The sequence below is a fragment of the Pseudanabaena sp. BC1403 genome (assembly GCF_002914585.1).
Lineage (GTDB): Bacteria > Cyanobacteriota > Cyanobacteriia > Pseudanabaenales > Pseudanabaenaceae > Pseudanabaena.
Window position 1 is genome coordinate 133,537 of record NZ_PDDM01000012.1, and the last position, 26,422, is coordinate 159,958.

Sequence of the window (26,422 nt, forward strand, 5' to 3'; positions counted from 1 at the left end):
ACGCAAAATGGCTACGCCATTTTGTATTTTTAAAACCCTTACGGGGTTTTGTTTTTAATTCACAGAATTGTTGTCACACACTCATTTTATTTCATCACCCATCACTTTTTCATTGCTTACATCAAGGACATCACCGCTCGCGCTATCCCACTCCTTAGACATCCTTCTCTTTTGATTCCTTAGAAGCGATCATTAGTTCTCTTTTTTTAGTTGCGATTGTCTTTATCATTCCACTACATTTCATTACCATTGGCTAGGTAAGTGGTTCATTGAGTCTGCTCATCATTCAATTCATCATCTCAAGTGCACTTTCCATTATGGTCTTTATTTCACCTTCTGGGATAAATTGTTAAATACTCAAGACACTAGTTATGAGAAGAGATTTAATGAACAATCTCCTAAGAAATAATAAAGAGTGATTACAATTTGTATCATACTCAATCAATTCATTCAGAAAATCAAACGTTCGCCTGTCACAGTGGTTTTAGAAACCCAGAGATATTAATTCGACTCGGGTAAATAGTTCTCAAACCAAATTAAGGAGTCAATCATGAGTTTAGAAAATAGAGTTACAGCAACTGCTAAAAATGTTGAAGGCAAAGTGCAAGAAGCAGTCGGAGATATGACTGGTGACACTAAAAATCAGTTAGAAGGCAAGGCAAAGCAAGCTGAAGCAAAAGTTCGTCATGCTGCTGAAGATGTCAAAGACGAAGCCAAAAAAATTATTGACTAGCAGTTCTTTGTTACAAATCTTGCAGTTCAAGATTTGTAACAATTGATTTAGCTACCCATGATGTGGATGGCATCAGCAATTTTCTATCAATTTACTTTAACGAGAAAGAGAAAATCATGTTAAATCTAATCTGGACTGGCGTTGGTGTACTTATTATTCTCTGGATTTTAGGATTCTCAATTAACGTTGGAGGCGGCTTAATCCATATACTTTTGGTTTTAGCAGTGATTGGGATTGTCTACAACTTACTTATAGGGCGAACAGTCTAATCAACCAATATTCAACTAGAGGTTGGGATAGGCGGCGCTTTGCGCCGCCTATCCTTGTTGCTTTTTCAGTAAGTCCTAATTAAGTTGTGCTTGTAGTAACAAAGTAGCTTCATGGGCAGGAACGGGACGACTGAAAAGATAGCCCTGTACGGCTTCACAATCAAGCGATCGCAAAAATTCTAATTGCTCTTTGCGCTCTACACCTTCCGCAATCACCCTAAGATTAAGACTATGAGCCATTGCAATAATTGCTGAGGTAATTGCGGCATCATCTTTATTCTGAGGAGTTTCGCGAATAAAGCTAGCATCAATTTTGACCTTACTAACAGGCAGCAATCGTAAATAACTCAGCGAAGAATAGCCAGTCCCAAAATCATCAATCGATACGCTCATTCCTAAGGATTTTAACTCCTTTAACATCGTAATCGTTATATGTTGGTCTTGCATTACCAAGCTTTCAGTAATTTCTATTTCTAAATATTGAGGCTCTAAATCTGTCTCTGCAAGGATTTTCATAATGCGATCGCAAAGATCGATTACTTGAAATTGTTTTGCAGAGAAATTTACTGCCATCCGAATTGGTGGTAATCCCTGCTTTTGCCATTCCCGATTTTGCTCACAGGCAGTTCGCAACACCCATTCGCCCAAGCGCACGATCAAGCCATGCTCTTCCGCAGCTGGAATGAATTGATTAGGGGGAACCCACCCGAGTTCAGGATGGAGCCATCGTGCCAATGCCTCCATACAATCAACCTCGCCAGTGACAAGATTAATTTGTGGTTGATAGAAAACCTGAAACTCTGAACGCTCCAGAGCTTGACGAATCCCATACTCGATCGCTACATATTCCTTAACTTTTGCCCCGATCGCATGGTTATAGAGTTGATAATGATTACGCCCACGCTCTTTCGCTCGAAACATTGCGGTATCAGCATTTTTCATCAAAGCCTCTTCATCTATACCGTCATTGGGATAGAGACTAATGCCAATACTAGTACCAATATAAAGTGACATTTCTTCGACGAAGAAAGGGTTTTCAAAGGATTGTAAAATCATTTGGGCGAATTGTTGAATTGACTCTACACTTTGCAGCTCTGGGACAAGAATCATAAACTCATCTCCCCCCATCCGTGCCAAGAAAGTCTTATCAATCATGCATTCGCTCAGCCTTTTAGCAACTTCAATAAGGAGGCGATCGCCTGCGGCATGTCCCATCGTGTCGTTTACTAACTTAAAGCGATCTAAATCAAGAAACATTACCGCTAATATTGGTGGAATGATGTTGATTTCGGAAATACTATGGTGATCGAGATAGATTTGCAATTGATCATGGGCATTTACTAAAGCCGTTGAAAGGCGATCGCGAAAAAGAACACGATTTGGTAAATTGGTGAGAGAGTCATGAAAAGCGAGATGTTCGATCTCAGCTTTAGCCCGCTTGCTTTCCGTAATATCTTCAACCGTTCCCTCAAAATAGAGGATATTCCCAGCCTTATCCCGCACTGCATGAACATTCTCTGAAGTCCAAATGATTGATTTGTCTTGACGATAAACCTCAGACTCAAAAAGTTTAACTTCCTCTTGTTCTTCTAAAAGTTTGATTAACTCCAACCGACGTTGAGGATCAACATAAAGTTGATGCTCGATATCCGTAAGATTAGTAATCAAATCTTCAGGAGATCCATATCCATATATTTCAGCTAACATTGGATTGGCAATTAAAAATTTTCCATCAACAGTTGACTGAAAAATCCCTTCGATCGCATGTTCAAAAATACCACGATACTTAGCTTCAGCCCTTTTGAGTGCTTCTTCAGACTGTATTTTTTGAGTGACATCATTTACTAAAATTAGTTCGCATTTTCGATTTTGATAGTCCAGCGTATGTGCTGAAACATCCACAAAAATCTGTGTGCCATCTTTTTTGCAATGTCTCCATACTTCAGGCACACTAAATCCAGTTGACACCTTGGAGATCACCTCTAAGAGTTTTGGAATATCTTCAGAAGGACGAATGTCTTGCAATGTCATCGATAGAAATTCATCTTCACTATAGCCATAGTGATTTATTGCAGCCTGATTTACTGCCAAAAAGCCCAGTGTTTCCATATCATAAATCCACATGGGGTTTGGATTATTCTCGAATAGATAGCGAGTCCGATTTTCAAAATCTTGCTGATTCTTCGCGGTTCGTTCCCAATCAGTAATATCTTCAAATCGATTCACAAAATGCGGCTCTTTCGAGCCGCTAACATCAAGATCGGAGCTTTGGAGGACTTGCACAATTTGTCCATCTTCACGGATATAACGCACATTGATATAACAATGATCAATTTCTCCCGACAGCAATCGCTCCTTAAGAAAATAGTAAGCGGATAAATCATCAGGATGACAAATCTGCTCATACTTAAGTTGGCAAATTTGCTCAGAGCTATATCCTAATAAATCGCAAAAAGATACGCTAATTCCCCGAATTTGGTCATCTAGAGTTGTCTCAAAAACACCCACAGTACTATTCTCGATGCATTTAGCAATTCGCATCAAGTTTTTGAGACGCTCTTGCTTGAGGATCTCTTGATATATGGGATTAAGATGTTTATATCTTTCAGCCAACTTTTTTTACCTTGTCGGTCTTACTAGGCGAACTTCAATGCTAAATCTACAATCTGCTCATTTGATAATGGCACAGGTAACTGCTGAATCTGAATGCGATCGCTATATGGTTTTAGTTTATTAGAGATCGCTTCAGTGATCCCACCCTCGGTTAAAAAATACGGCAACACTGTGACTTTATTTGTTCCCTGTGATATTAAATTCTCGATTTGAGTCTCAATTTTTGGCTCTACTCCCCAGTAGGCTGCGATCGCTTGAATCTGTTTTGCCAAGTCCTCAACCACTTGATTTGCCCCAGCCCGACGACTTCCATGCGCCATTAAAATGCGTCCCTGATTTTCTAATTTACTTTGTTCAGTATATTTCGCAAAGTGTTGTAATAGTAAACTGGGAATCTGAAAAGCTGTGCCTAAGTGAGCTGTTGTCCGAAATCTAAGCTTATTTGGCAGCAAATCGGGAAATGTTGTTTGTAAATTACTTTGGGCGATCGCAACTTGTTCAGGAATATCATCGCTGACATGCACACCTTCTAGTAAGAACAAAGGCAAGATCGTAATTTCGGAAATGCCAACTTTGATTACCTCAGTTGCAAACTTTTCTAATTGTTGCGATAGGCTAAGTTCCTGTCCTTCCAGACACCCGCCGCTGATATAGCGATCACTTTGCGATCGCGCCACTGTGACTAAATTTTGTAATGCTATCCATGAACGGCGATCGCTACTGCCATGGGTTACCAAAAAAAGGGCTGCGGCTTTCATCGCATCATACTCAGTATAATTGTAGTGACAATTATACTGAGTAACGCATATCGAAACTATTTACGGAAAAACTCAAGGACTAAAGGCGCATCAATTAAAGCAACTAGATCGGCTATATCGATCGCGCTTACCTCAAGATAGCCTTGTCACACCCGAATTAGCTCAACGCCTTGCCGCAGTAAGTGCTGAGCTCAAAGAATCTATCTGCATCTATATCAATCGACGCGGACAGGTGATCCGTGTCGCGATCGGTACACCCAATCAAACCAAGATCCCACCCTTGGAATTACCGCGTTATGGTAGCGATCGCCTCAGTGGATTGCGCTGCATTTGTTCAAGTCCTGATGCTGAGTACCCCAATCCCACCGACTTAACGGCGATGTTGATGCAACGTCTTGATGCATTGGTAATTTTGACAGCAAATCTTAAAGGTCATACTGAGCGCGGCTATTTGGCTCATTTATTGCCAGCTACAGATACAGAATTACCCGAACAGCAGGATGCTTGGCGAGTGTCCAAACTGTTGACGATTGAAGCGCTAGCGAAGCAAGATTTCTTAGAATTAGTGGAAGGGCTAGAAGAAGAATTTAGCCGTAATTTTGCTGGCCGCGCCACCGACGACAATCAAGATCGGGTGATGCTAGTAGGATTGATGCATCAAAAAGAAAAATCTGACTCCATGCCCTTTGCAATGATTGAACTCGGTCATTTGGTGGAAAGCGCAGGCGGCAAAGTGTTAGATGCTCTCTGGCAAAAACGCGAGCGCCCCCATCCTCAGACCGTTCTCGGTGAAGGCAAGGTATTAGAACTAGCGATCGCCGCACAGACTAAAGGGGCAAATCTTGTGGTATTTGATCGCGAACTCACGGCTTCCCAAACTCGCAATATCGAAAGAATGATCGGTCTACGAGTTAGCGATCGCACGGAAGTAATTCTCGATATTTTTGCCCAACGCGCTCAGTCGTCGGAAGGGAAGTTACAAGTAGAGCTAGCTCAACTCGAATATCGCTTACCTCGATTAGCTGGACATGGACAAGCTCTATCCAGACTCGGCGGTGGTATTGGCACACGCGGGCCTGGTGAAACTAAATTAGAAACCGATCGCCGTGTAATCCAGAAGCGAATTACGTTCCTTCAGCAGCAAGTTAATCATCTGCAAGCACAGCGATCGCGCATTCGCCAAAAGCGTGTCGATCAAGAGGTTCCTACGGTTGCGATCGTTGGTTATACCAATGCTGGCAAATCGACTTTGCTGAATGCTATGACTAAAGCCGATGTCTATGCTGCCGACAAGTTATTTGCCACCCTCGATCCCACCACGCGCCGCCTCAGACTTACAGGTGAAGATGATGAAATCCATACGGTTCTACTTACTGACACTGTAGGATTCATCCATGAATTGCCAAAATCCCTTGTTGATGCTTTTCGCGCCACACTCGAAGAAGTATCAGAAGCTGATGTACTAGTGCATCTAGTCGATGCTTCTCATTCTGCTTGGGAAGATCAACTCAAATCAGTGGATAAAATCCTCAAAGATATGCCGATCGCTGTTGGTCCAATTTTATTAGTTTTCAATAAAATCGATGCGGTTGAAGATCCAAAGGCTATTCTAGAGAAATATCCTGACGCGATCGCAATTTCTGCCCTCAAGCGTCAAGGATTCGAGCAAATGAGTAAGTCTATGCTCAAGTTGATCGAATATGCGATCGGTGAACTGTAACAGTTAGATGGTGCTTTGCGCCATCTAACTGAATAAAACATCTTCATAAAGATCCGTAAATTTCCCTTCAAAGTTAATGCTTGATAGTTGAAAAATATCTTGCTCTCCAGAATACGATTTTAAAAACCAAATTCCTTCTTCATTGCGGCGAAAGCAGTCAAGGCGTTGACGTTTGGTATTCACTAAAACATATTCTTCGAGACTCTCTATTTGTTGATAATCGGCAAATTTATCACCACGATCAAACGCTTCAGTAGATTTAGATAAAACTTCAATGATTAGCTTTGGGAATCTCTTTTGATTTTGTGATTGTGTATCTCTAGGATCGCAAGTCACCATCACATCTGGATAATAAAAGCGATTTAACAAATCTATTCTCGCTTTCATGTCTGACATATAGACTCGGCAATTAGAGCCGCGTAAATGATTGCGGATTACAAAAGCCATGTTTAATGAGATCGTAACATGGGGATCGTTTGCGCCAGCCATCGCATAAACATATCCATCAATATATTCGTGTTTAATTTCGCTTTTCTCTTCCATTGCGAGGTATTCGTCTGGAGTGATGTAATCAAACTTTGGTGCTGCTATCATAATTTACCTCATGAAATGGGAGGGAGTATAGAAGTTAAAGCGATCGCAAAATCAGGAAATGCTAAAAGAGAAGCTTGACTGGGCTCAGAAAGGATTAAATGTTCGGTGTATCCTATAGCTGTTGGTTTACGGAAAATATGCAGTTGACGTTTTTGGGGAGCCAGTACCCAGTAGTCAGCGATACCAGCTTTAGCATAGAGCTTATCTTTGATTTCACAATCCTGTTTTAGAGTGGAGTCGGCAACTTCTACGACGAGATAAATTTGCTCAGGACGTGGATGTTGTTCAACATAATCTAAAACTGACCCTTGGACGATCGCTAAATCTGGTTCTGGCTCTGAGAAATCATCTAGATGAACTGGATCTTGGGTGCGAACTAATGCTGAAGTGCCGAGGCGATCGCGCAAAAAATTGGCAAGTAAATGTAATGATGTGACGTGGGGCGTTCCTTTGGCTTCCATTAGCGTGATTTGTCCAGCAATTAGTTCAGTTTTTTCGCCACTGAGAAGCCCCAACTCACTCATGCGATGATAGTCCTGTACTCTCCAACGCTTGAGATTTACTGGCTCTATTGTAATGACTGTTTGGGGGATGTTTGCAAGAGTCATGATCTTAGACAGTCAGTAATATTTGACATCTCCTATTTTATACCTTGAGTTAGCGGCGATCGCTATAAAACTCTTGTAACTCTCGATTGAGTTCGTTAAGTACTGACTTAATGCTAATTAAACTCGTAGTCATTTTCTAAGGAAAGTAACGATAAAATTCTTTGCGGTGTAATGTGCGGATGACTTCTACTGTGTTGTCAGAAATTTCTATGCCAATGCGATAGTCACCGACTCTAATGCGGTAACGGGTTGAATATCCTTGCATGGCTTTAATGTTTGGTAGTTCCTGCAAGCTCTGAGCTTCAGGTAAAGTTGTAAAGGTAATTTCAGAGATGCGTTGATATACTGATGTGCCTTTTAGATTTTTGAGATCTTTCAAAAATGACTGACGATACTTAACTTCCATTTTAGTCTTCCAATCTAATCCTCTAAAAAAGCTAGAGCTTCTGCATGGGAATAAAGAGGAGTGTTTTTGCCTTCGTCCATTGCTTTATTAAGACAATAATCTTCTATAGCTTCGCTAAGATTTTCTAGAGAGATATTGTCGATGGGTAAAAGTTGCCGCCAAATCTCGATGGGGATGACAACTGCGGTGGGCTGTCCTTCTTGGTTGGTTATATACTCAACGTTTAATAGGGGCATTACATTTACCTTGGTGAATGTTTTTTATGAAATCTGCTTTCATTGTATCAAAAGTCTTTGTGTTACTCATGCGCTTAACTATTCTCTTAAATCGCGTCAACTATTTGAGTATTCATTGTATGTTTCCTCCAAAGGCTTGGTTAACTCTCTCGATTTGTTTCGGTGCTTCCATTTGCGCGAAAAGTTGTAGTGCTTTTGCTTTATATTCTTCTGCTTGGTCATGTTCTCCCATTGCCTGATATGTTAGCCCAAGTTGAAAATATGCTTCTGCAAGATCACATTTAGCTCTAAGTTTATTAAGTATTTCTATTGACCCTATATGACAAACAATTGCTATGTCAAAATTTTGCTGTATTCGATAAATCTCTGCAATTCCAGTTAGTGCTTTGGCTCTTGCTTGAGTATAGTTAGTCTCATCAGCATAAGATATAGCCTTATAATAACTCTCCAATGCTTCCTGAGTCATTCCTAATCTTTTAAATGTTAAACCTAAAAGTATTGATGAGTAGATATTAGACCATACAGATCCAATTCCCTGCTGATTAAAATAGACGTTAGTGGGAGATTTTTTTATAAAATCTAATGCCTGTTCTCTCAACCCTAAAACGGAACTTAAAAATGCTAAGTAAGCATATCTCCCACCATCCGAATTTGCTTCATTGGATGTGAATTTATTCGCGGTAGCTATTGCGTCAGCTTTTAAGAGGAAATCTAATGCTTTTTGGGGTTCCCATAGATCTAATTTGCATAGTCCCATATTAAATAATACATGAAATTCAAGTGTTTTGTTACCTAGTTTTACTGCCAATTCACCCGAATTAAGATTAGACTCAATACTTTTATTGATATAACCTGTCATCCAATAAAGAGAGCCTAATATACTGTAAATCTCGCTTAAATAATCCTCTCTGTGAATATTATCTATTATTTGATTTATTGCAGTAATCATTTGTTGGAATAATCCTAGCCTATAAAATGACATGCCAAGTAACTCTTGAGAGTCCCATTTATTTGCTCTTTTTTTTATTATGGTAAAAGCTGCATCTTCATACCTATTAATCGATACATAATGATAATATGGTTCAAATGCTTTAAATGCATCTTCAATTGTTTCAACAGTTTGAACGTTATTAGTCCAAAAGTTTGCTGATGCGTGGTTTGCGGTTTCCCAATCTGTTCTATTCTCTCGCAAACGTAATTTTGCAGCTTCGCGAACAGCATAATGTAAATAATATCCACCTTTAACTTCAATCAAAGAAGTTTTACTTAAATAATCTATAACGCCAATCCTTTGAGACTCGTTTACATCCCATAACAAACAAATCACCCCCTCAAAAGGAACAGTTTTTACATCTTGATAACGATAGCAACCCATCCGACAGATTAACTTATAAGCATCAGGTTGATTATCTCGTAACAAATCCATTTCCACCGAAATCAAAGTTTCTAATTCCGAATCTGCCAGCAAAGCATCCTTGTATCGACTCCAATAGGCTCCAATATTGCCATCAAAACGGTTCTTAATCGCACCATGCAGAATATCCATTACCTTCGCATTACCGTTATAGGCATCACGCATCTGCAATAGTGCCTCCGAATCTACCCCATTCTCACAATCATGAAAATATTGCCGCCATGCCGTAATGTCTAACCCCTCCAGTAAATACTCATGTACCTTTACCCGTTGAGCAATCAGCGATCGCCGACTAGTGATCAGCGTAAATGAACAAGCATCGCGATCGCCTAATACCGCCAATAAAGCATCATAGCCGCGCAACTTCTCCCGAAAGCGATAATTCTCATCTAGCGCAGGTTCGAGATTATCGATTAGCACTCCGATGGGATTTGCCCGATCCGCTAACTTCTCTCTCAAAATATCCAAATTAATCCCAAAATCCCGACTAGGCTCCTCATCAAAATCCTTCCGCAAGATTTGCGACACCTTCTCTTCCGCAGGCGTAACGTTCCCCGACTCCAAACCCATCTCTATCCGAATCACTTTTTTAAACTGCGTCTGCAAAAACTCCCGCGCTAGTGTTGATTTGCCCACACCCGCCCCAGCCTTGACTAAGACTATTTTGGCTTGTCTGATGAGGTTTGCGAGATTAATTAAATCGCGATCGCGTCCAATAAACTCAAGGGTTGTTAATTCTGGGATTGATTCGGGAGTAGGGATATTCTGGGGATTAGTTGAGGGTTGGGGGCGATCGCTAATATTGTCTGAAACCTTCTGAGTTTCATAAAGTTTCAACAAACATTCAGTTAATGCCTGTCTTTTACCCTTACCTTGATTCTTAAGGTCTGGATAATCAGAATCAAAAAGTTTGTATATTTCTCGTAAATGCTCTCCTATTGTTTTAACAGGCTGCTCAAGAAGCTTTTCAGAACATTCTTCAAGCGTTTTACTACGACCTATTTCACTAAATACTAAAGTGAAAGTTCGGTATAGCCTTGGGCTTGATATTTTTGATTTTGCAATCTCGGCGATAAATTCATCCCAATTTGTAGCTTTATAAGACACGCTTTGCCCCCTCTATTACTAGTACTAAATCCTGTATATAGGATTTGAGCGAGTCAGGCGTACCCAAATTGATCGCACAACCTAATAACTGTTCGAGATAAATTTGCAATCGCGCCAAAGTAAACAAACCAACACGCTGCGAAAACTCCACTAATAGATCGACATCACTACTAACCTTAGCCTCATTTCGTACCACCGAGCCAAACAAAAACAGTGACGCAGCAAGAAAAGCACAAATCGCCTCACGCTGTTGGCGCAAGGTACTGATGACCTCACCACAGCGCAAAACCGATGCAGTAATAGTGTTGGACTCGCCCGAAAGTGTCACATTCAAGGTGTTCGCTAATTTGCTTATTGGTATTATAAGGTGTTTTTTCGGGCTGCAATCGCTATTCCAGTGTTTAACCAAGGGTAAATCAAGGGGATACATGGGTTTATCTAAGCCGAAACCAAGGGTAAATCAAGGGGATACATGGGTTTATCTAAATCAAAATTAGAGGGAACATCAACTCATACAAATTCCTTGCAAAAATATGCAAATTCCTTGCAAAAATATAGCTAGGGTATTTTACATAAAAAAGCGAGTAAATGCTACGAACATTTACCCGCCTGTAATTCTCTAACTGAGCCTTCATCTAGTCCTTTTCGGTTAGTTTTGCTCCTAATACAGCCATAAGAGTTGTAGTTACAACGGGAATGTTTTGTGATCCTATTGAACCGTAAGCTACTCCAAAAGCAAGTACGAGAGCCGATAACCCGCCAAAGAATTGAATCATAAGTACACCTCTACTGTTTTGTTATATAGTGTCATAAGCTTGCTAGCTTTGCCACATAGGGCTAGAGGGTCAGGGTTAAAGTAAAGGCAAAATCTTTACTTTAACCCGATTGTATTGTCAAAAATCTTATCACAGATTTTTTTAATTGCAATATTATTGGATTGTTAATTTTTATAAAGTCTTTGATAGCGCATTTAGATTTTTTGTCTTTGGCGTATTTCTCGCATTCCGCATATCAGCCATGTTTGGCGCGATCTCACTACTCTTCACCTATCTCCCCTTCATCTGGCAAATCCTTTGGCGGACAGGCTTAGGATTAATGATGATGACTGCGATCACTTTATTTATCGAAGGCTTAAACAATGGCTCAAAAGGCAATTCCTAAATTTCTGATTGCTCTTGTTGCCACATAAAAGCCTCAACAATATCCTCAATTTCCGTAGGCTGATTAGTTTCCATCCAGACTATCCCAAAGTTGAGAAATTGGATTTGTTTGTCCTGTCTTTACCTCATGTAGTGCTCTATAAAGACTAGCCGCAATTTGTTCTGGACTTGGATCGAAGACTTCATCCTGATCTTCTAAATTAATATCTACTAATTCTTCAATCAAAACAATTACCCTAACTTTTGGCTGTTTCGGCAAATTTTTCAGATGCTTTGGTAACTCAAGCTTCCCATCAGGTGTAATCGTAGTAGAAAATTCGTAGGCTTTCATAGTTTTTATGACAACAGGTAATCTTCAGGATAACAAATTAGATAGCTCTATTCCTTACACATCTTCAAATTGTTTAGCAAATCCTTTGTTGGAAATGATTAGGAATAATGATTTTGACTGTGATCGCACTTTTCTTTGAAGGTGTAAAAAAGCCAAAAACAACTCAACCTAAGAACAATTTATAGACTGGATTTTGGCTTTCGTCCCAATAGCGATAACCAAGAGTATCAAGAAATGCTTGCCACTCTTCCATCTCTAACGGAGGTACTTGCACACCGACAACAATCCTTCCATAATCTGCACCATTATTGCGATAATGGAACAAGCTAATATTCCAATTAGGACTCATCGATCCGACAAACTTCATCAATGCACCTGGACGCTCAGGAAACTCAAAGCGATAGAGAAGCTCATTATGAGCAAGGGGCGATCGCCCTCCGACCATATGTCGTAGATGTAGCTTCGTGAGTTCATCATCGGTAATCTCGATCGCAGTAAACCTATTCTCCGCAAAAGTGATTGCTAGATTTGCCGCATCAGCCCGATTGACAATTTGCACACCTACAAAAATATGAGCAATTTCCTGATCAGCAATCCGATAACTAAACTCAGTTAAGTTTCGCTTGCCCATCAGCTCGCAAAACTTCCGCAAACTGCCAGCATGTTCAGGAATCGTCACTGCAAAAATCGCTTCGCGATGTTCGCCTAGTTCCGCTCGTTCAGCAACAAATCGCAGGCGATCGAAGTTCATATTCGCGCCACAGGCGATCGCAACTAAAGTCTGTCCTTCGATTCCTTCGCGTTCGACATATGCCTTTGCGCCTGCGATCGCCAAAGCGCCAGCAGGTTCTAAAATCGAGCGTGTATCTTCAAAAACATCCTTAATCGCCGCACAAGTATTATCAGTATCGACTAGCAAAATCTCATCGACATATTGCTGACAGAGTCGAAAAGTCTCTTGCCCAACTTCGCGCACCGCCACGCCATCAGCAAATAGACCAACTTGATCTAGACGCACTCGATGTCCAGCCTGTAGCGATCGGGACATCGCATCAGAATCAACTGGCTCTACACCAATGATTTTAATTTCAGGTCGTAATCTCTTCACATAAGCTGCCACTCCTGAAATTAGCCCGCCGCCTCCGATCGCTATAAAAATCGCATGGATTGGTTTCTGATATTGGCGCAAAATCTCCATGCCAATTGTTCCCTGTCCTGCAATCACGTCAGGATCATCAAAGGGATGGATAAAGGTGAGATTCTTCTCTGCTTCCAACTGCCTTGCATGGGCATAGGCATCATCGTAGGTGTCACCATGCAAGACCACCTCACCACCACGCATTTTTACAGCGTTCACTTTTACCTGTGGTGTAGTCACTGGCATGACAATAATTGCTTTTGTCCCTAACTCGCGAGCACTGAGGGCGACTCCCTGAGCATGGTTTCCTGCCGATGCAGCAATCACACCCTGAGAAAGCAAGTCAGGAGATAATTGCGCCATTTTGTTATAAGCTCCACGCAATTTAAAAGAGAAGACTGATTGCATATCTTCTCTTTTCAGCAGCAACCGATTATTCAATCGCGCCGATAGGTTAGGGGCAAATTCTAATGGTGTTTCTTGCGCGACATCGTACACGCGAGCTTTGAGGATACGTTCTAAATAGTCAGTCTGCACAACGCTATCAACTTAATTATTAATTTTTATAGGTTGCTACGCTATGAGAGCAGCAATTCTCATTATGAAACCGATTTTGGTGTTTCCAGCGCCGAAGGCGCTGGAAACACCAAAATCGGTTGTTTGAAAGCTCGCCAAAGGCGAGCTTTCAAACAACCGATTTTTATAATGAGAACTGCTGCTATGAGAGACTGCAAACTATAAAAAATTGGTTTAGTGAGCTATAATTCTACTCTTTTTCTCGTATCTTTAATCAGAAACTTACCCCAAAAAAGCAAAGCGCCCGCTAAACAGGCGCTTTGCTTTTTTGAGTAAGGGACTCATCCTCAAGAACGAACTTCTGCAAAAATCTTGTTAAGAATATCTTGAGCGCCCTTATCCTTGAGTTGATGGGCTAGCTCTAGACCGATCGCATCAGGTTTGGTTAAATCACCAGTGACTTCTCCTTTGATTAGAGTTTTACCATCAAGGCTAGCAACAATTCCTTTTAATGTGAGCTTGTCAGCATTAATGGAAGTATTCACCCCAATAGGAACTTGGCATCCACCTTCCAGTTCGCGCAAGAATGAACGCTCCGCGAGGCAGCGTTGAGTGGTGGGATAGTGGCTGATTGGTGCAAATAAAGCAAGGATATCTGGATCTTCAGCACGACATTCGATGCCTAAAGCACCTTGTCCGACGGCATGGAGAGAAATCTCAGCATCAATTACCTCATGAACGCGATCGCCCATTCCTAAACGTTGCAAACCTGCGGCAGCGAGAATTAGTGCATCATATTCACCAGAATCTAGCTTTTGCAGACGAGTATTGAGATTCCCGCGTACATCCTTAAAGGTAAGGTGAGGATAGTAATGGCGCAACTGAGCTAAGCGACGCAGTGAAGACGTACCAACGACAGTACCTGATGGCAAAGTTTCGAGGGTTTTGTCCTTAAACTTTTCATGAACAACTAGGGCATCGGCAGGATTTTCGCGCTCAGTTACAGCACCAAGCATTAGACCTTCAGGCAAATTTGTTGGTAGATCTTTGAGGCTATGCACTGCTAAGTCTGACTGCTTAGACAGCATTGAGACTTCTAATTCTTTGGTAAATAAACCTTTGTCGCCGATTTTAGCAAGAGGAACATCAAGGATTTTGTCACCCTGTGTGCTCATGGTGACGACATCAAACTGGAGATTAGGATGTGCTTTGCTTAGTTCAGCCTGTATCCAATGGGTTTGTACCAGTGCTAGCTGACTTTTGCGAGAACTAATGCGAACTGTGGAGGATGCGACCATAGGACAAACTAAATAATATGAAAAACAATAAAAAACAACAGAATTTAAAGATGAGTACGGGTGGCGCGTAGCGCTAACCATACTTAATTAAAAGCACTATTTTCTATTCAAACAGGTTTTGCGGCTATTTCTATGCGATCGCTTAAATTTAAAGTGTAAAGAATTCTTAACTCAAAAAGAGAGTTGCAGCGCACCGCACCGCAACTCTCTTTTTCGGTAGCTATATGGAATTTTGCAATTTGCAAATCGCTTTCAAAACTTGCAGTAACTTTTCTGAAGACTCAGGCTCCATTAGATGGAGTGATGGCAATGGTTGATAAGTTGGAGATGAAGCATTCTGGGAATTTTGCTGAATGTAGAAAAATTCGTAATACACTCCATTAGTAGTTAATCCCCAGACTGTTTTTTGCTGTTCCAAACTTTTGTATGCATAGGTAAGTAATTGTGGCAACCCTTCCGATGCACTAATACTCGTATTTTTTGCCTCGATCGCTAAAATCCAAAAAGCAATATCATTAATTGTCGGACGATTTTTATTAATACAAATCAGGTCTAATCTACCTGTGATGCTAATATCACCATCTTCAAGATTAATGCGTTCTATTTCCTGTTCCATTCGCATCTTGATCGGCGCACGATAAAAACCTGCTAGCCTCAGCAATGGCATCACCGTCAGCGCCATCACCATATCTTCTAGCACTTTTCCATCGTTAAGATAGTTTTCAAAATCAATACGAATCTGGCTAAGTTCAACTCGTTCAAATTCTGACAATGGCTCTAACTGAAGTAAAGATGTAAAAGAGCTATAGGGTAATTTCTGGAATTTGAGGTGAACATAAACTTGATCTAGGGTCAAGGTACTGGCATTGAGGACAGGCATAATTTTATTTTGGCAATCCTTTTGTAAATTATACGAGATTGATCCGTTCAAACCGCAAAGAGTGAGATGCGGCGCTTCGCGCCGCATCTCACTCTTTGCGGTTTATGATTTATTTTAATTGCGGACAGCTTCAAACAGACGAGAGAAATAAAATGAGGTAGCTGTAAATTCTTTGCGTTTGATCGTGAAACCTAACTTCTTCAGAACTTGGCGCACATCTGACTCCTTGTGCAAATAAGCGCGAGTCGCTTTGCTTGGGCCTGGAACCATATCTCCAACTTTCTTCATCAATACATAGTAAGGATTTTTAGGGGCAAAGCTGAGGATTAAACGAGATTTAGCAAGAGAAGCTAGATGGGAGATCATCGCTTCTGATTCGCGATCGGGATAGTGGATCAATACATCCAGACAAATTACAGTGTCATATTCTCCAGACAAAGCTGCCAAATCCTTGACTTCAAAGATCGGGTTTTCAGGATCGGCAGCTCGGCTCTTGCCTTCACCTACCATCTTTTCGGAAATATCACTGGCATATACCTTTGCACCCATTGCCGAGAGGGGAATGCTGAGACTACCAGTACCGCAACCTGCATCACAGACGGTTTGTCCTAGGGCATTTTTGTCATTTTTAAACCAATCCAATACATAATCGACGGTCTGTTGATGCCCAGTCCGAATATCTTGCTGCACTCGGTTGACATCACCTTCACCATAAATCCGTCGCCAGCGATCGAAGCCTGTGGAATTAAAATAATCGCGAACTATTTCTTTGTCTTTGGGGGATTCTTTAGCTGATGTATTGTTGAGTGCTTTATTAGCCATGATTGTGAAGAAAGCTTACAAAAAGATGATTTTAACCTAGAAAGGAGAAGCAGCACGAAGCGATGCCTCCCCTTATCTAGGTTTTATACTAAACTAAAGCAGCCGCCAGAAAAATTTGCTATGCAACTCAATCGCATCATTGCTCTCGTTTTAGTCGCCGTTTGCTTTATCTCAGCCACATTTGGTATTCAGCGCCGCCAAATGGATGAAGCTTTAAATTTAAAGAAAGTACTCGATCGCGATCGCCTTGAACTAGTCTCCCTAGATGGTGCAATTTCTGGAGCAAGGGCTTCATCATCGGGTGCGATGGCAGTACGAGATCGCTTGCGCGAACTAATCGAAGAAGACTCTGTAAAGGGTGTATTGCTATCAATTAATAGCCCTGGAGGAACCGTCGGCGCAAGCAAGGAACTCTACGAAGCGGTTAAGGACTTGAGCGCGAAAAAACCCGTTGTGGTGAGTATGCTCGATCAGGCGACTAGTGGTGGTTATTATGCAGCAAGTTCAGCAACTAAAATTTATGCCAATGCTGGCACATTGACAGGTAGTATCGGCGTAATTTTGAGTGGGTTTAATGCCAAGGAATTACTAGATCGCGTAGGTATCCAATCCCAAACGATTAAAACTGGCCCCTACAAAGATATTTTTTCGCCATTTCGTGAGCTAGGTGATCCAGAGCGTGCCCTATTGCAAGAACTGTTGCAAAGTACCTATCAAGAATTTATTACCGATGTATCCAAGGGGCGCAAACTAGATTTAGAAGTGGTGCGCAAGCTGGCGGACGGACGCATTTATACGGGACAACAAGCTAAAGAGAATAAACTGGTTGATGCCTTAGGAACTTTGGATACAGCGATCGCAGATTTACGTGATTTATCCAGAAAAAAATTCAAGTTGCCAGAGCAAAGCGAATTACCAATTCGTAAATCTCCTGCTTCCTTTGAAAGACTTTTAGATCAATTGCTCAGTCAAACTAGTGTTAGTATTGCCTTGCCATTTTTTGATATTGCTGGTGCTGGCAATATTTCTGGTGCGATCGCTGATCAGCTAACCTCAAAACTAACAGGTCACAATATGCAAGCAGGAAATTACGATCCACCAATTTTATTAATGCCAAGCTGGTTTAATTAAAGTGGCTTGAGACATATTACATAGTTATTAGATGGCTTAAAGCGTCAAAAAGTAGTTGTTTAAATTTATGAAAGCCCAGCATCTGAAATCCAAAACAATTTCTGAAGATACTAGTTATCAAGTCGAGCACTTAATTCTTCAGCTTGACAATGTAAAACATATTGCTGAGTCAGATTTTTGGATTTCAACCGATGAGCTTAAGATTTTACTAAGTCTTGATGATAACTTCGTTGAAAGACTGAATAAAGAAGTATCATCTCAAATTCAAGACTATAGGTTTTCTTGGCGAAACTTTGAATGTATTTTAGTTGATCGTCAATTTGGAAAAGGCTTTTGGGCTATTAGGCAAAAAACAGATGTATTCGTAAATACTAATAATAGTTCTCTTCAAATACCAGCTTATCTTCCTGCTATTCAAGACCCCAAACCATCCACAACTAGAGAGTCAATCCTCTTAAAGATTCCGCCAGATCCTGAAATCATTCCATCTCCCTATGCACTAATTGATGATTTTCTTACGCCAAATCAACTAAACGATTTATTGCGATATAGCATTAGTAAACAACCTGAGTTTATCCCCACCACTAACTCAGCTGCTGACCCCAACTATCGGCGCTCATTTTATCTGATGCACTTCCCTGAGTTCTCAGAACTTATGATTAATCTAGTAAGAAAAATTACACCTCAAATCATCACTCACTTAGATATAAATAACTTTGCGATTGGGCAAATTGAGTCGCAAATGACTGCCCATAATCACGGCAATTATTACAAAATTCATAATGATAACGGCAGTCCAGACTGTGCAACAAGAGTACTTACCTATGTGTATTACTACTGTCGCGAGCCTAAACCTTTCACTGGTGGCGAGTTAGTAATCTATGACAGTAAAATCGAAAATGGCCATTACGTTGCTGCAGACTCCCGCAAAGTGATTCAGCCCACTAATAACACGATTGTCTTTTTCCCAAGCGGATGTATGCATGAAGTATTACCTGTGAGTTGCCCAACGGAATATTTTGCTGATAGTCGCTTCACGATTAATGGTTGGGTGAGGCATATCTAAGCCGATTCTTCGAGTTTTCAGAGTCTACAGCGCTGAAAACTCGAAAATAATATCTTTACTTCTTTGTTGTTGTTATGGTTTAGCTAGTTTTTGTTTAACTTTGGAGATTATGCCACTAGCGATCGCACCAGCCATAACGATGCCTAGTACAGGTTGAATCAATGGTTCCCATAGTTGCCTCCATAGCTCCAAGCCAAGATTCACTTTTAGGGTTTCGCCACCAAGAGCAACTAGCAGCCATGCAAAGAAGAAAAATACTAAGAACAAATTGAACATCAAAAATTTGTTCGTCCAACGTCCGATGGTTTCCATATTTTATTAAAAATAATATTTTTAGCCTATAAGTGTGTGCCGCAAAGCGGCACACACTTATAAAGCGATTTTTAGCCCTTTTATAAGTGTGTACCGTGAAGCGGAACACCTTATAAAGCGATTTTTAGCCCTTTTATAAGTGTGTACCGCGAAGCGGAACACCTTATAAAGCGATCGGGGTAACGTTGCCGCTACCCCGATCGCTTATATCGTTTTTGTTTTATAAATGAATCAGTAGAAATGTACTAGGTGTACTTAAAAGTTTTTATAAGTTTTTTTATTAAGTTAAGACTTAAATTGAAACCTATTTGAAACCGACTGAAGCTTGCCATACAAAAGCGAGTAGCAAGAAAAATACAGGAATCACGGGAAGAACGTTTACCAGTGGATCGAAAATTCTATACGCTTCAGGTAATGTTGCAATCAATAGACTAAGTGGCATTAAAAATAGACCTCCTTCAAGAGCTAAGATGAATTTTACCACGTCAAAGAAGCCATTCTTTTTTCTGAAATTTTTTTATTACAGGGTTTATAAAATAGGTTTATTTATGGCGATCGCAAAGACTGAAAATCTCAAAAAATTATTGCAGGTTTGTAAGGCTACCGTCTTGTCTCTCCTACTATGTATTTGTACCTTTGCCATTAGTGCACCTGCTTGGGCAGTGCAAATAAAGCTGACTAATGTTACTTACGAGTCATGTACTGGCGATGCTGGTAAAAACATGGTGCTAGGCGGTGGCGTGATGTCGGCAAAGTGCTACATGATCAAAGGAAATGCAACCAATCCTTCAGGCAAAGTTGTGTACAATGCCGATATTTTTGGGCGTATATATGATGCCAATGGCAATGATGCTATGCCTGAAAGAGCGAGACTGGGTGCTGTTGAGGAGATTCCCGCAGGCAATAGCGACTTTCAAATTATGGTAGCGATTCCTGCTGAACAGCCTGAACCTTTAGAGCTTAAGCAATTTAAAGCTTCGGGATTTGCAGGCAAAGTTAGGCGGTAATCGCACTCGCGTTAAAATATAACAAATCCAGTCACATAGAAGCGGAGTTTTGCGCCACCTCTATATGACTGTCCAAAAAAGTCTAAAGTTCTCTGAATTGACACAAAAAATATGACCGTTAAAGTTTTAATTCCCACTCCACTCCAACAATTGACTAACAATCAAGCTACTGTCGAGTGTACTGGTGATTCCGTTCAAGCAATTATTGATTCGCTCGAAACTAGTTGCCCAGGTATCAAAGCTCGCATTTGTGATGAAAAAGGCAATCTCCGCCGCTTTGTTAATTTTTATGTCAACAGCGAAGATATCCGCTTTCTAGATGGAGCCAATACTGCCCTCAATGATGGCGATGAAGTAAGCATCATTCCTGCGATCGCAGGAGGCTAGTCCCAACAAAAAAAGGGATGCAAAGCATCCCTTTTTTTGTTTCATGGATTTATTAAGGCGATCGCAATTTGCATCATCCAAACTAATGATTGCTTCTTACTATCTGGGTCAACCTTGCCCTTGTCACCCCAATTTTGTAACCATTTTCCCAAGCCTCCCATTGAGTCGCCCATCCATTGACCGACTTGAGCGAAAATTTGCTGGGGACCAACACCAGTCAATACCTGAATTGCAAAAATCACGGCAACTACTAAAAATGCAGTTTTAAAGCTAGCCTTAATCACGCTCAGCAACCACCACAACAGCAGTAAAGAGACTATTAATGCACCGATTACTAGGGGCAAGTTCATAGAGTTTTTTCCAATCGCATCTCAAGTTCAAAGATTTTATACCAATTCTTGATAGTGTAACCAGACTTTCGAGAATTGAAAATCAAACCCAGTAAGGTTTTTGTATTCTAAAAATGGCAACACCATTTTTAGAATTGTATTGATTTTGGCATGATCATATCGTTTTTAGGGTTCACTCATGTCTCCAGACTTGCAACTTTATCAAGCTAGGCTAGACATCTCTGCAACAGAGTGCGATCGTCTATGGCAGTTTCTTTCAGCGGATGAGCGATCGCGTGCGGATCGATTCAAACAGGAACATCTCAAACGTAATTTTATTGCCGCAAGAGGTAATTTACGAGAGATTCTAGCGTCAAGGATAGGCTGCGAACCCAAGAAAATTCAGTTTATTTATAGCGATCGCGGAAAGCCATACGTTCAAAATAGCCAATATGTTTATTTTAATCTGTCACATTCTCAAGATTGGGCAATCTATGCAGTGTGTAGCGATCGCGAGGTGGGAATTGATTTGGAATATATCAATCCTCAATGTGATGTTGATAGTATTGCCGAACGCTATTTTTTACCTTCAGAGCAAAAAATTATTCAAAGCTTGAGCGATCGAAATAAGTACTTATCTTTTTATCACGCATGGACTCTCAAGGAAGCCTATGGCAAAGCAACAGGAGAAGGCATTGCCAATATTCTTGACTATGTGGATGTATCGTCATTGCTAGAAATGCCTATCGGCAAGACTTTGCAAATTAAAGAATGGACTCTAAAACTACTAGCCCCAGAATTAAATATAGATTCAAACTATGCTGCCGCATTGTGTATCGCGTAGATAATTATTGATAGGGCTCAGTACTAAATTTGATTGAACAGAATCTAATTCTCAATCATAACTTCTTCCCTATCGAGATTAGTTCTAATCTCAGGAATTGGAAGAACTAGGCGATCGCTACACATTGCTCGCAGCTTATCAACAAACATTGAAGATTCGGCAAGCAAAGTCATATTTTCATAGGCAGATTGAAAGACTTCAGAATACTCTGTATTAGAGGCGGTGGGATAAACTTTTGCGGCGGCTGTCGTTCCTGAGGGTGTAGTTAGACGAATAGGGTATCTTTGAGGTTTAGGCTGCGCAACTGGATTAACTTGAGGCGAAACTTGAGGGATTTTAGCAGTTCCAAGCATTGGACGGACAGGAAATGGTAGTGGTGAATTTGCTTCCGCAATGCTTGCAAATGAAGGGATTTCCGCGATCGCTGCTTCGCGAGTAGAAGTACGAGGAGGGGTGTAAAAAATTCTATCTTCATAAATCACAGCAACATCACCGCACACCAAGCGCTCAAATTCATGGTTATAACGGCAATTTGGTTCGCCTTTGCGTTCCCATAAATGCAAAATCTGATTAACCGAAACGGCTTTATATCTTCCTTGAAATAACGATTCGATTACAGCTTGACGCACCCATTCAGGTTTAAACCCACTCCATGCACGAATCAAATCTTTGATGGTATAGCCACCAAGATCAAAACTGTAATGTTGCAAGAGGGAGATCGCAATTTCCATCGGGGCGACGTTAACTTAAATTATGTATCCATATATTACATTTAAAAGCGAGAAATGTGAAGATCCTCAGCCATCATAAATCTTGGATTTGCTGTGAAAACCAGATTGCTGCTTCAGTATTAGTTTTTGTATCTAGTAATTCCATCGTTTTCTCCAATAAAGAGATCGCCAAATTTGGCAAGACTTTAGAGACCGCACGCTCCTCATAAATCCCTTCTTCATCTAATCTAAATGCAAATATTCGATAAGCTCTCACATCAATTACCCAGTATTCAGATATTCCCAAATTTGCGTAGAGCCGCTTTTTTTCATCTAAATCGATCGCCAAAGTCGTATCCGAAATTTCACCAACAAGATCAGGCGATCGCCACTGTTCTAAATCAATAAATCTTGACTGTCCAGTTTTCCAAGTTGGCGCATCATCACCAACATACAAAACAATATCGGGAGCTACAGCCCGCTTGCCTTTTCTTTCCATCTGGCATCCACCAAAGGTACTTAATTTGATGTCAGGAAATTTTATTGCCCAAAAAGCGATAATCATGGGAAACAAATCGCCAAATTTAGCGTGATTAATTCCTTCTGCACCCATTTCTACCCACAAATGTTGATTATCAAAAAATAATTTACAGCGATCGCTTTTATCATCATCACGCAGCGCCACATAATCATCCCAAGTTGCTTGCTGCCACTGTTGTTTAGGTTTTATTGCCACAATCATTGTTTAGCCCTCACAATGTATAGAAATTATGGAATTTAATTAAGCAAATAAAGGAGCGCAAAGCTCCTCTTTATTTTATTAACAAAGAAAAAACAGGCTAGTCAAAGATATGACTAGCCTGTTAATTTGCATAATTAACTCGCAAGATTCGGTACCTTACTGCAAAACGAGTTTGACATTGGCATTGCTTAGACCAGGACGTTTCACTTCAGTCAAAGCCTTGTTCACAGCATACTTCTGGTTAATCGAGTTGATCAACTCAGTCTGATTGTGCTTCTTAGCAACACCCCAGAGATCAGCAATTAGATCAAACGAACCGTCGGCATTGCGCGACCAGCCCAAATCATAATCACCTTCTAGAGTTGCCACGATGTCAGCACGAATGCGTTGGCTATTGTATCCACGAACATCGGCTTCAGTGTTAACACTGATACCCAGATCGCGCAAAGACGACTTGAGGACTTCGGCATCAGTAATTTTTGTGCGAAGAGTGCTGAAATGAGACATAATAGTTTTGCTCCTGTGAATAATTGTGAACGCAATTGTTAACTAGAACGTGAGACATAAGAGTACTGGTGGTTCTTACTCCTATGTTAGCTGCTAGCCTAAAGATCTTTTAATAAGATATCTTTAGAATCTAGCCTTAAATCTGCTGCCTGCAAAAACAGCAGAATAAGCTTTTTAAAACTCCATACGCTGATATTCAGCGACTGAAGTAGCGGCGGGTCTAGCCCGCATTCTTGCCCAGTCACGCAAAGCAGCAACCTGCTCAGTCATCGTGCGTGACAGGGGAGTTGTCGATTTCACAGCCGAAATGATATCTAGCTGTGTAAACTCCCGATCTTGGGCAAAAGCTTCATACATGGCGGCAATTACCGCCTGCTCGATTTCCGCCCCCGAAAAACCATCACTTACTTTTGATAGTTGTTCAAAATCGAATCTTTCTAATTTTTCAACATCTGGACGACGCTTGCACAGATGGATTTTAAAGATATCTCTGCGTTCTTCACCGTTAGGTAAATCAACAAAGAAAAGCTCGTCAAAACGTCCCTTGCGGAGAAATTCTCCAGGTAATTTTTCGATGCGATTGGCGGTTGCCATCACGAATACAGGCGATTTCTTCTCCTGCATCCATGTCAGGAATGTACCAAAGATGCGCGATGACGTACCACCGTCAGAATCAGCAGAACCAGCTCCACCAGCAAAAGCCTTATCAAGCTCATCAATAAATAGGATCATCGGTGAAATTGATTCGGCAACCTTGAGGGCATTTCGCAAATTTGCCTCCGACTTGCCAACGGTTGAGCCATCATAGACGCGACCCATATCGAGACGTATCAATGGTAATGACCACAGCCTTGCAGTTGTTTTGGCAATTAGGGATTTACCGCAACCAGGAACACCGAGAATTAGCATTCCTTTGGGTTGAGGTAATCCATAATTTCTAGCTCTCTGGCTAAAAGCATTTGATCGCTGTTGCAGCCAATGCTTTAGCTCTTCGAGTCCCCCGACAGCATCTAAATCTTCTTCATCTTCAATATATTCAAGAATGCCGTTACGACGAATTAATTGCTGCTTTTCTGAAAGGACAATGTCAACTTCCTCCTCAGTCAGCTTGCCATTGGTAACTTGGGCTTTACGATAGACTTTTTCAGCTTCATCTTGGGTTAAGCCCAAAGTCGCTCTGACTAGTTTTTCACGAGTTTCAGCTGATACTTTTTTAGTGCGCACCTGTCCAAGTTGTTGGTCTAGAACCTCTTCAATTGCCTTCATATCTGGCAGAGGGAAATCGAGTACGACGATTTCTTTTTCTAACTCAACGGGGATTACTTGGATAGGCGACATCAAAATAATTGTTTTCTGAGTACCTTTGAAATTAGCAACCGCATCTCGTAAACAACGGACAATAACTGGATGATCAAAGAAAGGATGTGCATCTTTGAATATATATATAGCGGGATCTTTCGGATCAGCACGAATAACCCATTTTAGAGCTGCTTCCGCCGATTCTGTATTGTGTTGGGCTGCTCCAGTAGTTTGACCGTACTCAACTATTCCATGGGTCACAGTCCAAGTGAACATGCGTCGAACTGGCTTGAGTTGAGAAATGGTTGCGATCGCCCTTTCTGCTCTATCTTCCTCTGGTGTATTGAGGTAGATCAAGGGATATTGGGCTTGAATTAAAATGCTAAGTTGCTCTTGCATATAGTAATACCGAGGTTTGCGCCTCTGTCCTCACCTTGTCTACAGAAAAAATTTCTAGGAAGTGCAGTCGAGCTAATCTAACTAATTGAAACTAACTCTTCGTCTGGGCTGTCAGCTTTGCCAACAGTAACAGGGATTGCTTGTGTTCGGTTGCCCCCGATCGCTAGCAGTTCACCCTCACGGATCACAACTGTTTGAGAGCAGCTCGGGCAGTTGTAAGTTTGATGGGTATGACCGACACCTGAAGATTCAACTATGTCAGCATGGGCTAAGTAAAAGCTAATAGCTTTGTCAGCCAAGTCTGACATCGAATCACCATCAATAGCAGAGCGAATCTTAAGCTGTTGATGTAGCCGTTCGGGGAGATAAAAAGTTACCTTTTGCTTGTCTTGCATAATGGTTAAGAGCAGTGAATACCCGGGTATGTGATTAAGTTACAGGTAGAATCTTAAGCTGTCAAGGCTCCATGCCATTATGACAGCAATAACTTAATATTTCTTTACAAATAAACCCTGTAGACAATGCCGCAGGGAAACCCGTCAACGTGGCAGCGATCGCCGAAAATAAAACCCATCAAAAAGCGATCGCTCCCAAATCAATCTCTAAAAAACGAGATCGCCTCAAATACTGACATTCCTGCTAAGACTACGCTGTGACTAATTGAGATTTTGGATTAGGTAATATTGGCTCGAAACGTAGGATCATAAATTCTTCTGGGGTTAATCCTAGAGACTCGTATGTTCGACCATTGCGATCGCTAAATTCGACTTCAAAGGCTTGACCATTGGCAAGTATCTCAACGACTGTGCCAACTTGTCCTCTCCATAAATTATCTTGGGGAAGATCAATAGTCAGAGCTAAGACATCTAGAAGTTTTACTGAACTTGTTAATACCAAAACACAAAGAAGAGGCAACAGATGATATAAGAGAAAAAGGAGAAAGAGGATAAAAAAATGGCAGGGGTATATAGATTAGAAATAAGTGAAAGCGAAGAAGATCTAAAAGAGATGCTAGGGCGGCAGAAAACAGGCTCAGATAAAGAACGAGTGCAAGTATTGTACTTACTGAAAAGCAAGCAAGTTGGT

The 26,422-nt window shown here is 41.0% G+C and carries 32 protein-coding genes and 1 pseudogene; 11 read left to right on the forward strand and 22 right to left on the reverse strand.

Features of this window, described 5'->3' with window-relative positions; translation table 11 throughout:
* Positions 1-86: 86 nt before the first annotated feature.
* The 3 genes and pseudogenes from CQ839_RS26025 to CQ839_RS12725 form a co-directional block, all read left to right on the forward strand.
* Positions 87-409: pseudogene (locus CQ839_RS26025) on the forward strand (sterol desaturase family protein); the annotation flags it as partial.
* A 141-nt stretch (positions 410-550) separates the two neighbouring features.
* A complete protein-coding gene (locus CQ839_RS12720; RefSeq protein ID WP_103668651.1) occupies positions 551-733 on the forward strand; it encodes a CsbD family protein in 183 nt (60 codons plus the stop codon).
* A gap of 116 nt (positions 734-849) precedes the next feature.
* Positions 850-1,002, forward strand: a complete 153-nt coding sequence (locus CQ839_RS12725; RefSeq protein ID WP_103668691.1) for a lmo0937 family membrane protein — start codon at positions 850-852, stop codon at positions 1,000-1,002.
* Positions 1,003-1,077: 75 nt separating this feature from the next.
* On the opposite strand, the gene CQ839_RS12730 is transcribed toward CQ839_RS12725, so the two are convergent.
* Both CQ839_RS12730 and CQ839_RS12735 read right to left on the reverse strand, forming a co-directional pair.
* The gene (locus CQ839_RS12730) at positions 1,078-3,615 is read right to left on the reverse strand and encodes an EAL domain-containing protein (RefSeq protein ID WP_103668652.1); all 2,538 of its coding nucleotides are present in this window, start codon (positions 3,613-3,615) and stop codon (positions 1,078-1,080) included.
* A gap of 23 nt (positions 3,616-3,638) precedes the next feature.
* On the reverse strand, positions 3,639-4,373 hold the full coding sequence (locus CQ839_RS12735) for a sirohydrochlorin chelatase (RefSeq protein ID WP_103668653.1): 735 nt from the start codon (positions 4,371-4,373) through the stop codon (positions 3,639-3,641).
* Positions 4,374-4,422: 49 nt separating this feature from the next.
* Between CQ839_RS12735 and hflX the strand changes: the two genes are divergently transcribed.
* The gene (hflX, locus tag CQ839_RS12740) at positions 4,423-6,093 is read left to right on the forward strand and encodes a GTPase HflX (protein WP_103668654.1); all 1,671 of its coding nucleotides are present in this window, start codon (positions 4,423-4,425) and stop codon (positions 6,091-6,093) included.
* 24 nt (positions 6,094-6,117) lie between these two features.
* Here the strand turns inward: hflX and CQ839_RS12745 are convergent, their stop codons facing one another.
* From CQ839_RS12745 to CQ839_RS12770, 6 genes are all read right to left on the reverse strand, one after another.
* Complete coding sequence (locus tag CQ839_RS12745) at positions 6,118-6,687, reverse strand: Uma2 family endonuclease (protein ID WP_103668655.1); 570 nt, start codon at positions 6,685-6,687, stop codon at positions 6,118-6,120.
* Between the two features lie 8 nt (positions 6,688-6,695).
* Positions 6,696-7,295: a Uma2 family endonuclease gene (locus CQ839_RS12750; protein WP_103668656.1), complete on the reverse strand. Its 600-nt coding sequence runs from the start codon at positions 7,293-7,295 to the stop codon at positions 6,696-6,698.
* A 136-nt stretch (positions 7,296-7,431) separates the two neighbouring features.
* The gene (locus CQ839_RS12755) at positions 7,432-7,701 is read right to left on the reverse strand and encodes a type II toxin-antitoxin system RelE/ParE family toxin (RefSeq protein ID WP_103668657.1); all 270 of its coding nucleotides are present in this window, start codon (positions 7,699-7,701) and stop codon (positions 7,432-7,434) included.
* 14 nt (positions 7,702-7,715) lie between these two features.
* Entirely contained in the window at positions 7,716-7,937 is a 222-nt protein-coding gene (locus CQ839_RS12760) for a hypothetical protein (RefSeq protein ID WP_103668658.1), read from the reverse strand.
* Positions 7,938-8,049: 112 nt separating this feature from the next.
* Positions 8,050-10,458 (reverse strand): tetratricopeptide repeat protein, encoded by a 2,409-nt coding sequence (locus tag CQ839_RS12765; protein ID WP_103668659.1) that lies wholly within the window; start codon positions 10,456-10,458, stop codon positions 8,050-8,052.
* Positions 10,448-10,786, reverse strand: coding sequence for a nucleotidyltransferase family protein (locus CQ839_RS12770; RefSeq protein WP_258040724.1), 339 nt, complete (start codon positions 10,784-10,786; stop codon positions 10,448-10,450). The genes CQ839_RS12765 and CQ839_RS12770 overlap by 11 nt, the downstream gene beginning before the upstream one ends.
* A gap of 689 nt (positions 10,787-11,475) precedes the next feature.
* Between CQ839_RS12770 and CQ839_RS25135 the strand changes: the two genes are divergently transcribed.
* A complete protein-coding gene (locus CQ839_RS25135; RefSeq protein WP_181016191.1) occupies positions 11,476-11,619 on the forward strand; it encodes a hypothetical protein in 144 nt (47 codons plus the stop codon).
* A gap of 63 nt (positions 11,620-11,682) precedes the next feature.
* On the opposite strand, the gene CQ839_RS12780 is transcribed toward CQ839_RS25135, so the two are convergent.
* The 5 genes from CQ839_RS12780 to bchM form a co-directional block, all read right to left on the reverse strand.
* A complete protein-coding gene (locus CQ839_RS12780) occupies positions 11,683-11,949 on the reverse strand; it encodes a hypothetical protein (RefSeq protein WP_103668662.1) in 267 nt (88 codons plus the stop codon).
* Between the two features lie 163 nt (positions 11,950-12,112).
* Complete coding sequence (ilvA, locus tag CQ839_RS12785; protein WP_103668663.1) at positions 12,113-13,624, reverse strand: threonine ammonia-lyase, biosynthetic; 1,512 nt, start codon at positions 13,622-13,624, stop codon at positions 12,113-12,115.
* A 326-nt stretch (positions 13,625-13,950) separates the two neighbouring features.
* Positions 13,951-14,901, reverse strand: a complete 951-nt coding sequence (gene hemC / locus CQ839_RS12790; protein ID WP_103668664.1) for a hydroxymethylbilane synthase — start codon at positions 14,899-14,901, stop codon at positions 13,951-13,953.
* Between the two features lie 220 nt (positions 14,902-15,121).
* A complete protein-coding gene (locus CQ839_RS12795; RefSeq protein ID WP_103668665.1) occupies positions 15,122-15,781 on the reverse strand; it encodes a restriction endonuclease subunit R in 660 nt (219 codons plus the stop codon).
* A gap of 114 nt (positions 15,782-15,895) precedes the next feature.
* Positions 15,896-16,603, reverse strand: coding sequence for a magnesium protoporphyrin IX methyltransferase (gene bchM / locus CQ839_RS12800; RefSeq protein WP_103668666.1), 708 nt, complete (start codon positions 16,601-16,603; stop codon positions 15,896-15,898).
* 120 nt (positions 16,604-16,723) lie between these two features.
* Between bchM and sppA the strand changes: the two genes are divergently transcribed.
* Positions 16,724-17,734, forward strand: coding sequence for a signal peptide peptidase SppA (sppA, locus tag CQ839_RS12805; protein ID WP_103668667.1), 1,011 nt, complete (start codon positions 16,724-16,726; stop codon positions 17,732-17,734).
* Positions 17,735-17,801: 67 nt separating this feature from the next.
* Positions 17,802-18,800 (forward strand): 2OG-Fe(II) oxygenase, encoded by a 999-nt coding sequence (locus CQ839_RS12810; RefSeq protein WP_103668668.1) that lies wholly within the window; start codon positions 17,802-17,804, stop codon positions 18,798-18,800.
* A gap of 72 nt (positions 18,801-18,872) precedes the next feature.
* Here CQ839_RS12810 and CQ839_RS12815 read toward each other — a convergent pair whose 3' ends face one another.
* A complete protein-coding gene (locus CQ839_RS12815; protein ID WP_103668669.1) occupies positions 18,873-19,112 on the reverse strand; it encodes a hypothetical protein in 240 nt (79 codons plus the stop codon).
* Positions 19,113-19,416: 304 nt separating this feature from the next.
* Complete coding sequence (locus tag CQ839_RS12820; RefSeq protein ID WP_103668670.1) at positions 19,417-19,554, reverse strand: photosystem II reaction center protein K; 138 nt, start codon at positions 19,552-19,554, stop codon at positions 19,417-19,419.
* A gap of 106 nt (positions 19,555-19,660) precedes the next feature.
* Between CQ839_RS12820 and CQ839_RS12825 the strand changes: the two genes are divergently transcribed.
* Positions 19,661-20,119: a hypothetical protein gene (locus tag CQ839_RS12825; protein ID WP_103668671.1), complete on the forward strand. Its 459-nt coding sequence runs from the start codon at positions 19,661-19,663 to the stop codon at positions 20,117-20,119.
* A gap of 111 nt (positions 20,120-20,230) precedes the next feature.
* A complete protein-coding gene (locus CQ839_RS12830) occupies positions 20,231-20,506 on the forward strand; it encodes a MoaD/ThiS family protein (protein ID WP_103668672.1) in 276 nt (91 codons plus the stop codon).
* Positions 20,507-20,547: 41 nt separating this feature from the next.
* On the opposite strand, the gene CQ839_RS12835 is transcribed toward CQ839_RS12830, so the two are convergent.
* Positions 20,548-20,856 carry a hypothetical protein gene (locus CQ839_RS12835; protein ID WP_103668673.1) on the reverse strand — a complete coding sequence of 103 codons (309 nt, stop codon included), beginning with the start codon at positions 20,854-20,856 and terminating at the stop codon, positions 20,548-20,550.
* A gap of 178 nt (positions 20,857-21,034) precedes the next feature.
* Between CQ839_RS12835 and CQ839_RS12840 the strand changes: the two genes are divergently transcribed.
* Positions 21,035-21,679 (forward strand): 4'-phosphopantetheinyl transferase superfamily protein, encoded by a 645-nt coding sequence (locus tag CQ839_RS12840; RefSeq protein ID WP_103668674.1) that lies wholly within the window; start codon positions 21,035-21,037, stop codon positions 21,677-21,679.
* A 44-nt stretch (positions 21,680-21,723) separates the two neighbouring features.
* On the opposite strand, the gene CQ839_RS12845 is transcribed toward CQ839_RS12840, so the two are convergent.
* The 5 genes from CQ839_RS12845 to CQ839_RS12865 all read right to left on the reverse strand — a co-directional run bounded on the left by CQ839_RS12845 (position 21,724) and on the right by CQ839_RS12865 (position 25,731).
* The gene (locus tag CQ839_RS12845; RefSeq protein WP_103668675.1) at positions 21,724-22,410 is read right to left on the reverse strand and encodes a hypothetical protein; all 687 of its coding nucleotides are present in this window, start codon (positions 22,408-22,410) and stop codon (positions 21,724-21,726) included.
* A gap of 73 nt (positions 22,411-22,483) precedes the next feature.
* Positions 22,484-23,131 carry a Uma2 family endonuclease gene (locus tag CQ839_RS12850; protein ID WP_103668676.1) on the reverse strand — a complete coding sequence of 216 codons (648 nt, stop codon included), beginning with the start codon at positions 23,129-23,131 and terminating at the stop codon, positions 22,484-22,486.
* 156 nt (positions 23,132-23,287) lie between these two features.
* Positions 23,288-23,638, reverse strand: coding sequence for a DUF1257 domain-containing protein (locus tag CQ839_RS12855; RefSeq protein WP_103668677.1), 351 nt, complete (start codon positions 23,636-23,638; stop codon positions 23,288-23,290).
* A 174-nt stretch (positions 23,639-23,812) separates the two neighbouring features.
* A complete protein-coding gene (locus tag CQ839_RS12860; RefSeq protein WP_103668678.1) occupies positions 23,813-25,336 on the reverse strand; it encodes an AAA family ATPase in 1,524 nt (507 codons plus the stop codon).
* Between the two features lie 77 nt (positions 25,337-25,413).
* On the reverse strand, positions 25,414-25,731 hold the full coding sequence (locus tag CQ839_RS12865) for a hypothetical protein (RefSeq protein WP_103668679.1): 318 nt from the start codon (positions 25,729-25,731) through the stop codon (positions 25,414-25,416).
* A gap of 126 nt (positions 25,732-25,857) precedes the next feature.
* Between CQ839_RS12865 and CQ839_RS25705 the strand changes: the two genes are divergently transcribed.
* Complete coding sequence (locus tag CQ839_RS25705; RefSeq protein WP_258040726.1) at positions 25,858-25,992, forward strand: hypothetical protein; 135 nt, start codon at positions 25,858-25,860, stop codon at positions 25,990-25,992.
* Here the strand turns inward: CQ839_RS25705 and CQ839_RS12870 are convergent.
* Positions 25,982-26,233, reverse strand: a complete 252-nt coding sequence (locus CQ839_RS12870) for a DUF4926 domain-containing protein (protein WP_103668680.1) — start codon at positions 26,231-26,233, stop codon at positions 25,982-25,984. The genes CQ839_RS25705 and CQ839_RS12870 overlap by 11 nt on opposite strands.
* Between the last annotated feature and the right edge of the window lie 189 nt (positions 26,234-26,422).

What these genes read in the sequence shown, in the direction of transcription:
- CQ839_RS25135 (WP_181016191.1), top strand. Translation starts at nt 11,476, where the DNA reads ATGTTTGGCGCGATCTCACTACTCTTCACCTATCTCCCCTTCATCTGG.
- CQ839_RS12825 (WP_103668671.1), top strand. Translation starts at nt 19,661, where the DNA reads ATGGCGATCGCAAAGACTGAAAATCTCAAAAAATTATTGCAGGTTTGT.
- CQ839_RS12810 (WP_103668668.1), top strand. Translation starts at nt 17,802, where the DNA reads ATGAAAGCCCAGCATCTGAAATCCAAAACAATTTCTGAAGATACTAGT.
- CQ839_RS12750 (WP_103668656.1), bottom strand. Translation starts at nt 7,295, where the DNA reads ATGACTCTTGCAAACATCCCCCAAACAGTCATTACAATAGAGCCAGTA.
- CQ839_RS12855 (WP_103668677.1), bottom strand. Translation starts at nt 23,638, where the DNA reads ATGTCTCATTTCAGCACTCTTCGCACAAAAATTACTGATGCCGAAGTC.
- CQ839_RS12820 (WP_103668670.1), bottom strand. Translation starts at nt 19,554, where the DNA reads ATGCCACTTAGTCTATTGATTGCAACATTACCTGAAGCGTATAGAATT.
- CQ839_RS12795 (WP_103668665.1), bottom strand. Translation starts at nt 15,781, where the DNA reads ATGCCTGTCCTCAATGCCAGTACCTTGACCCTAGATCAAGTTTATGTT.
- hemC (WP_103668664.1), bottom strand. Translation starts at nt 14,901, where the DNA reads ATGGTCGCATCCTCCACAGTTCGCATTAGTTCTCGCAAAAGTCAGCTA.
- CQ839_RS12760 (WP_103668658.1), bottom strand. Translation starts at nt 7,937, where the DNA reads ATGCCCCTATTAAACGTTGAGTATATAACCAACCAAGAAGGACAGCCC.
- CQ839_RS12850 (WP_103668676.1), bottom strand. Translation starts at nt 23,131, where the DNA reads ATGATTGTGGCAATAAAACCTAAACAACAGTGGCAGCAAGCAACTTGG.
- CQ839_RS12725 (WP_103668691.1), top strand. Translation starts at nt 850, where the DNA reads ATGTTAAATCTAATCTGGACTGGCGTTGGTGTACTTATTATTCTCTGG.
- CQ839_RS12745 (WP_103668655.1), bottom strand. Translation starts at nt 6,687, where the DNA reads ATGATAGCAGCACCAAAGTTTGATTACATCACTCCAGACGAATACCTC.
- CQ839_RS12780 (WP_103668662.1), bottom strand. Translation starts at nt 11,949, where the DNA reads ATGAAAGCCTACGAATTTTCTACTACGATTACACCTGATGGGAAGCTT.
- CQ839_RS12865 (WP_103668679.1), bottom strand. Translation starts at nt 25,731, where the DNA reads ATGCAAGACAAGCAAAAGGTAACTTTTTATCTCCCCGAACGGCTACAT.
- CQ839_RS12755 (WP_103668657.1), bottom strand. Translation starts at nt 7,701, where the DNA reads ATGGAAGTTAAGTATCGTCAGTCATTTTTGAAAGATCTCAAAAATCTA.
- CQ839_RS25705 (WP_258040726.1), top strand. Translation starts at nt 25,858, where the DNA reads ATGCCGCAGGGAAACCCGTCAACGTGGCAGCGATCGCCGAAAATAAAA.
- CQ839_RS12720 (WP_103668651.1), top strand. Translation starts at nt 551, where the DNA reads ATGAGTTTAGAAAATAGAGTTACAGCAACTGCTAAAAATGTTGAAGGC.
- CQ839_RS12735 (WP_103668653.1), bottom strand. Translation starts at nt 4,373, where the DNA reads ATGAAAGCCGCAGCCCTTTTTTTGGTAACCCATGGCAGTAGCGATCGC.
- CQ839_RS12860 (WP_103668678.1), bottom strand. Translation starts at nt 25,336, where the DNA reads ATGCAAGAGCAACTTAGCATTTTAATTCAAGCCCAATATCCCTTGATC.
- CQ839_RS12845 (WP_103668675.1), bottom strand. Translation starts at nt 22,410, where the DNA reads ATGGAAATTGCGATCTCCCTCTTGCAACATTACAGTTTTGATCTTGGT.
- CQ839_RS12830 (WP_103668672.1), top strand. Translation starts at nt 20,231, where the DNA reads ATGACCGTTAAAGTTTTAATTCCCACTCCACTCCAACAATTGACTAAC.
- sppA (WP_103668667.1), top strand. Translation starts at nt 16,724, where the DNA reads ATGCAACTCAATCGCATCATTGCTCTCGTTTTAGTCGCCGTTTGCTTT.
- CQ839_RS12815 (WP_103668669.1), bottom strand. Translation starts at nt 19,112, where the DNA reads ATGGAAACCATCGGACGTTGGACGAACAAATTTTTGATGTTCAATTTG.
- bchM (WP_103668666.1), bottom strand. Translation starts at nt 16,603, where the DNA reads ATGGCTAATAAAGCACTCAACAATACATCAGCTAAAGAATCCCCCAAA.
- CQ839_RS12840 (WP_103668674.1), top strand. Translation starts at nt 21,035, where the DNA reads ATGTCTCCAGACTTGCAACTTTATCAAGCTAGGCTAGACATCTCTGCA.
- CQ839_RS12835 (WP_103668673.1), bottom strand. Translation starts at nt 20,856, where the DNA reads ATGAACTTGCCCCTAGTAATCGGTGCATTAATAGTCTCTTTACTGCTG.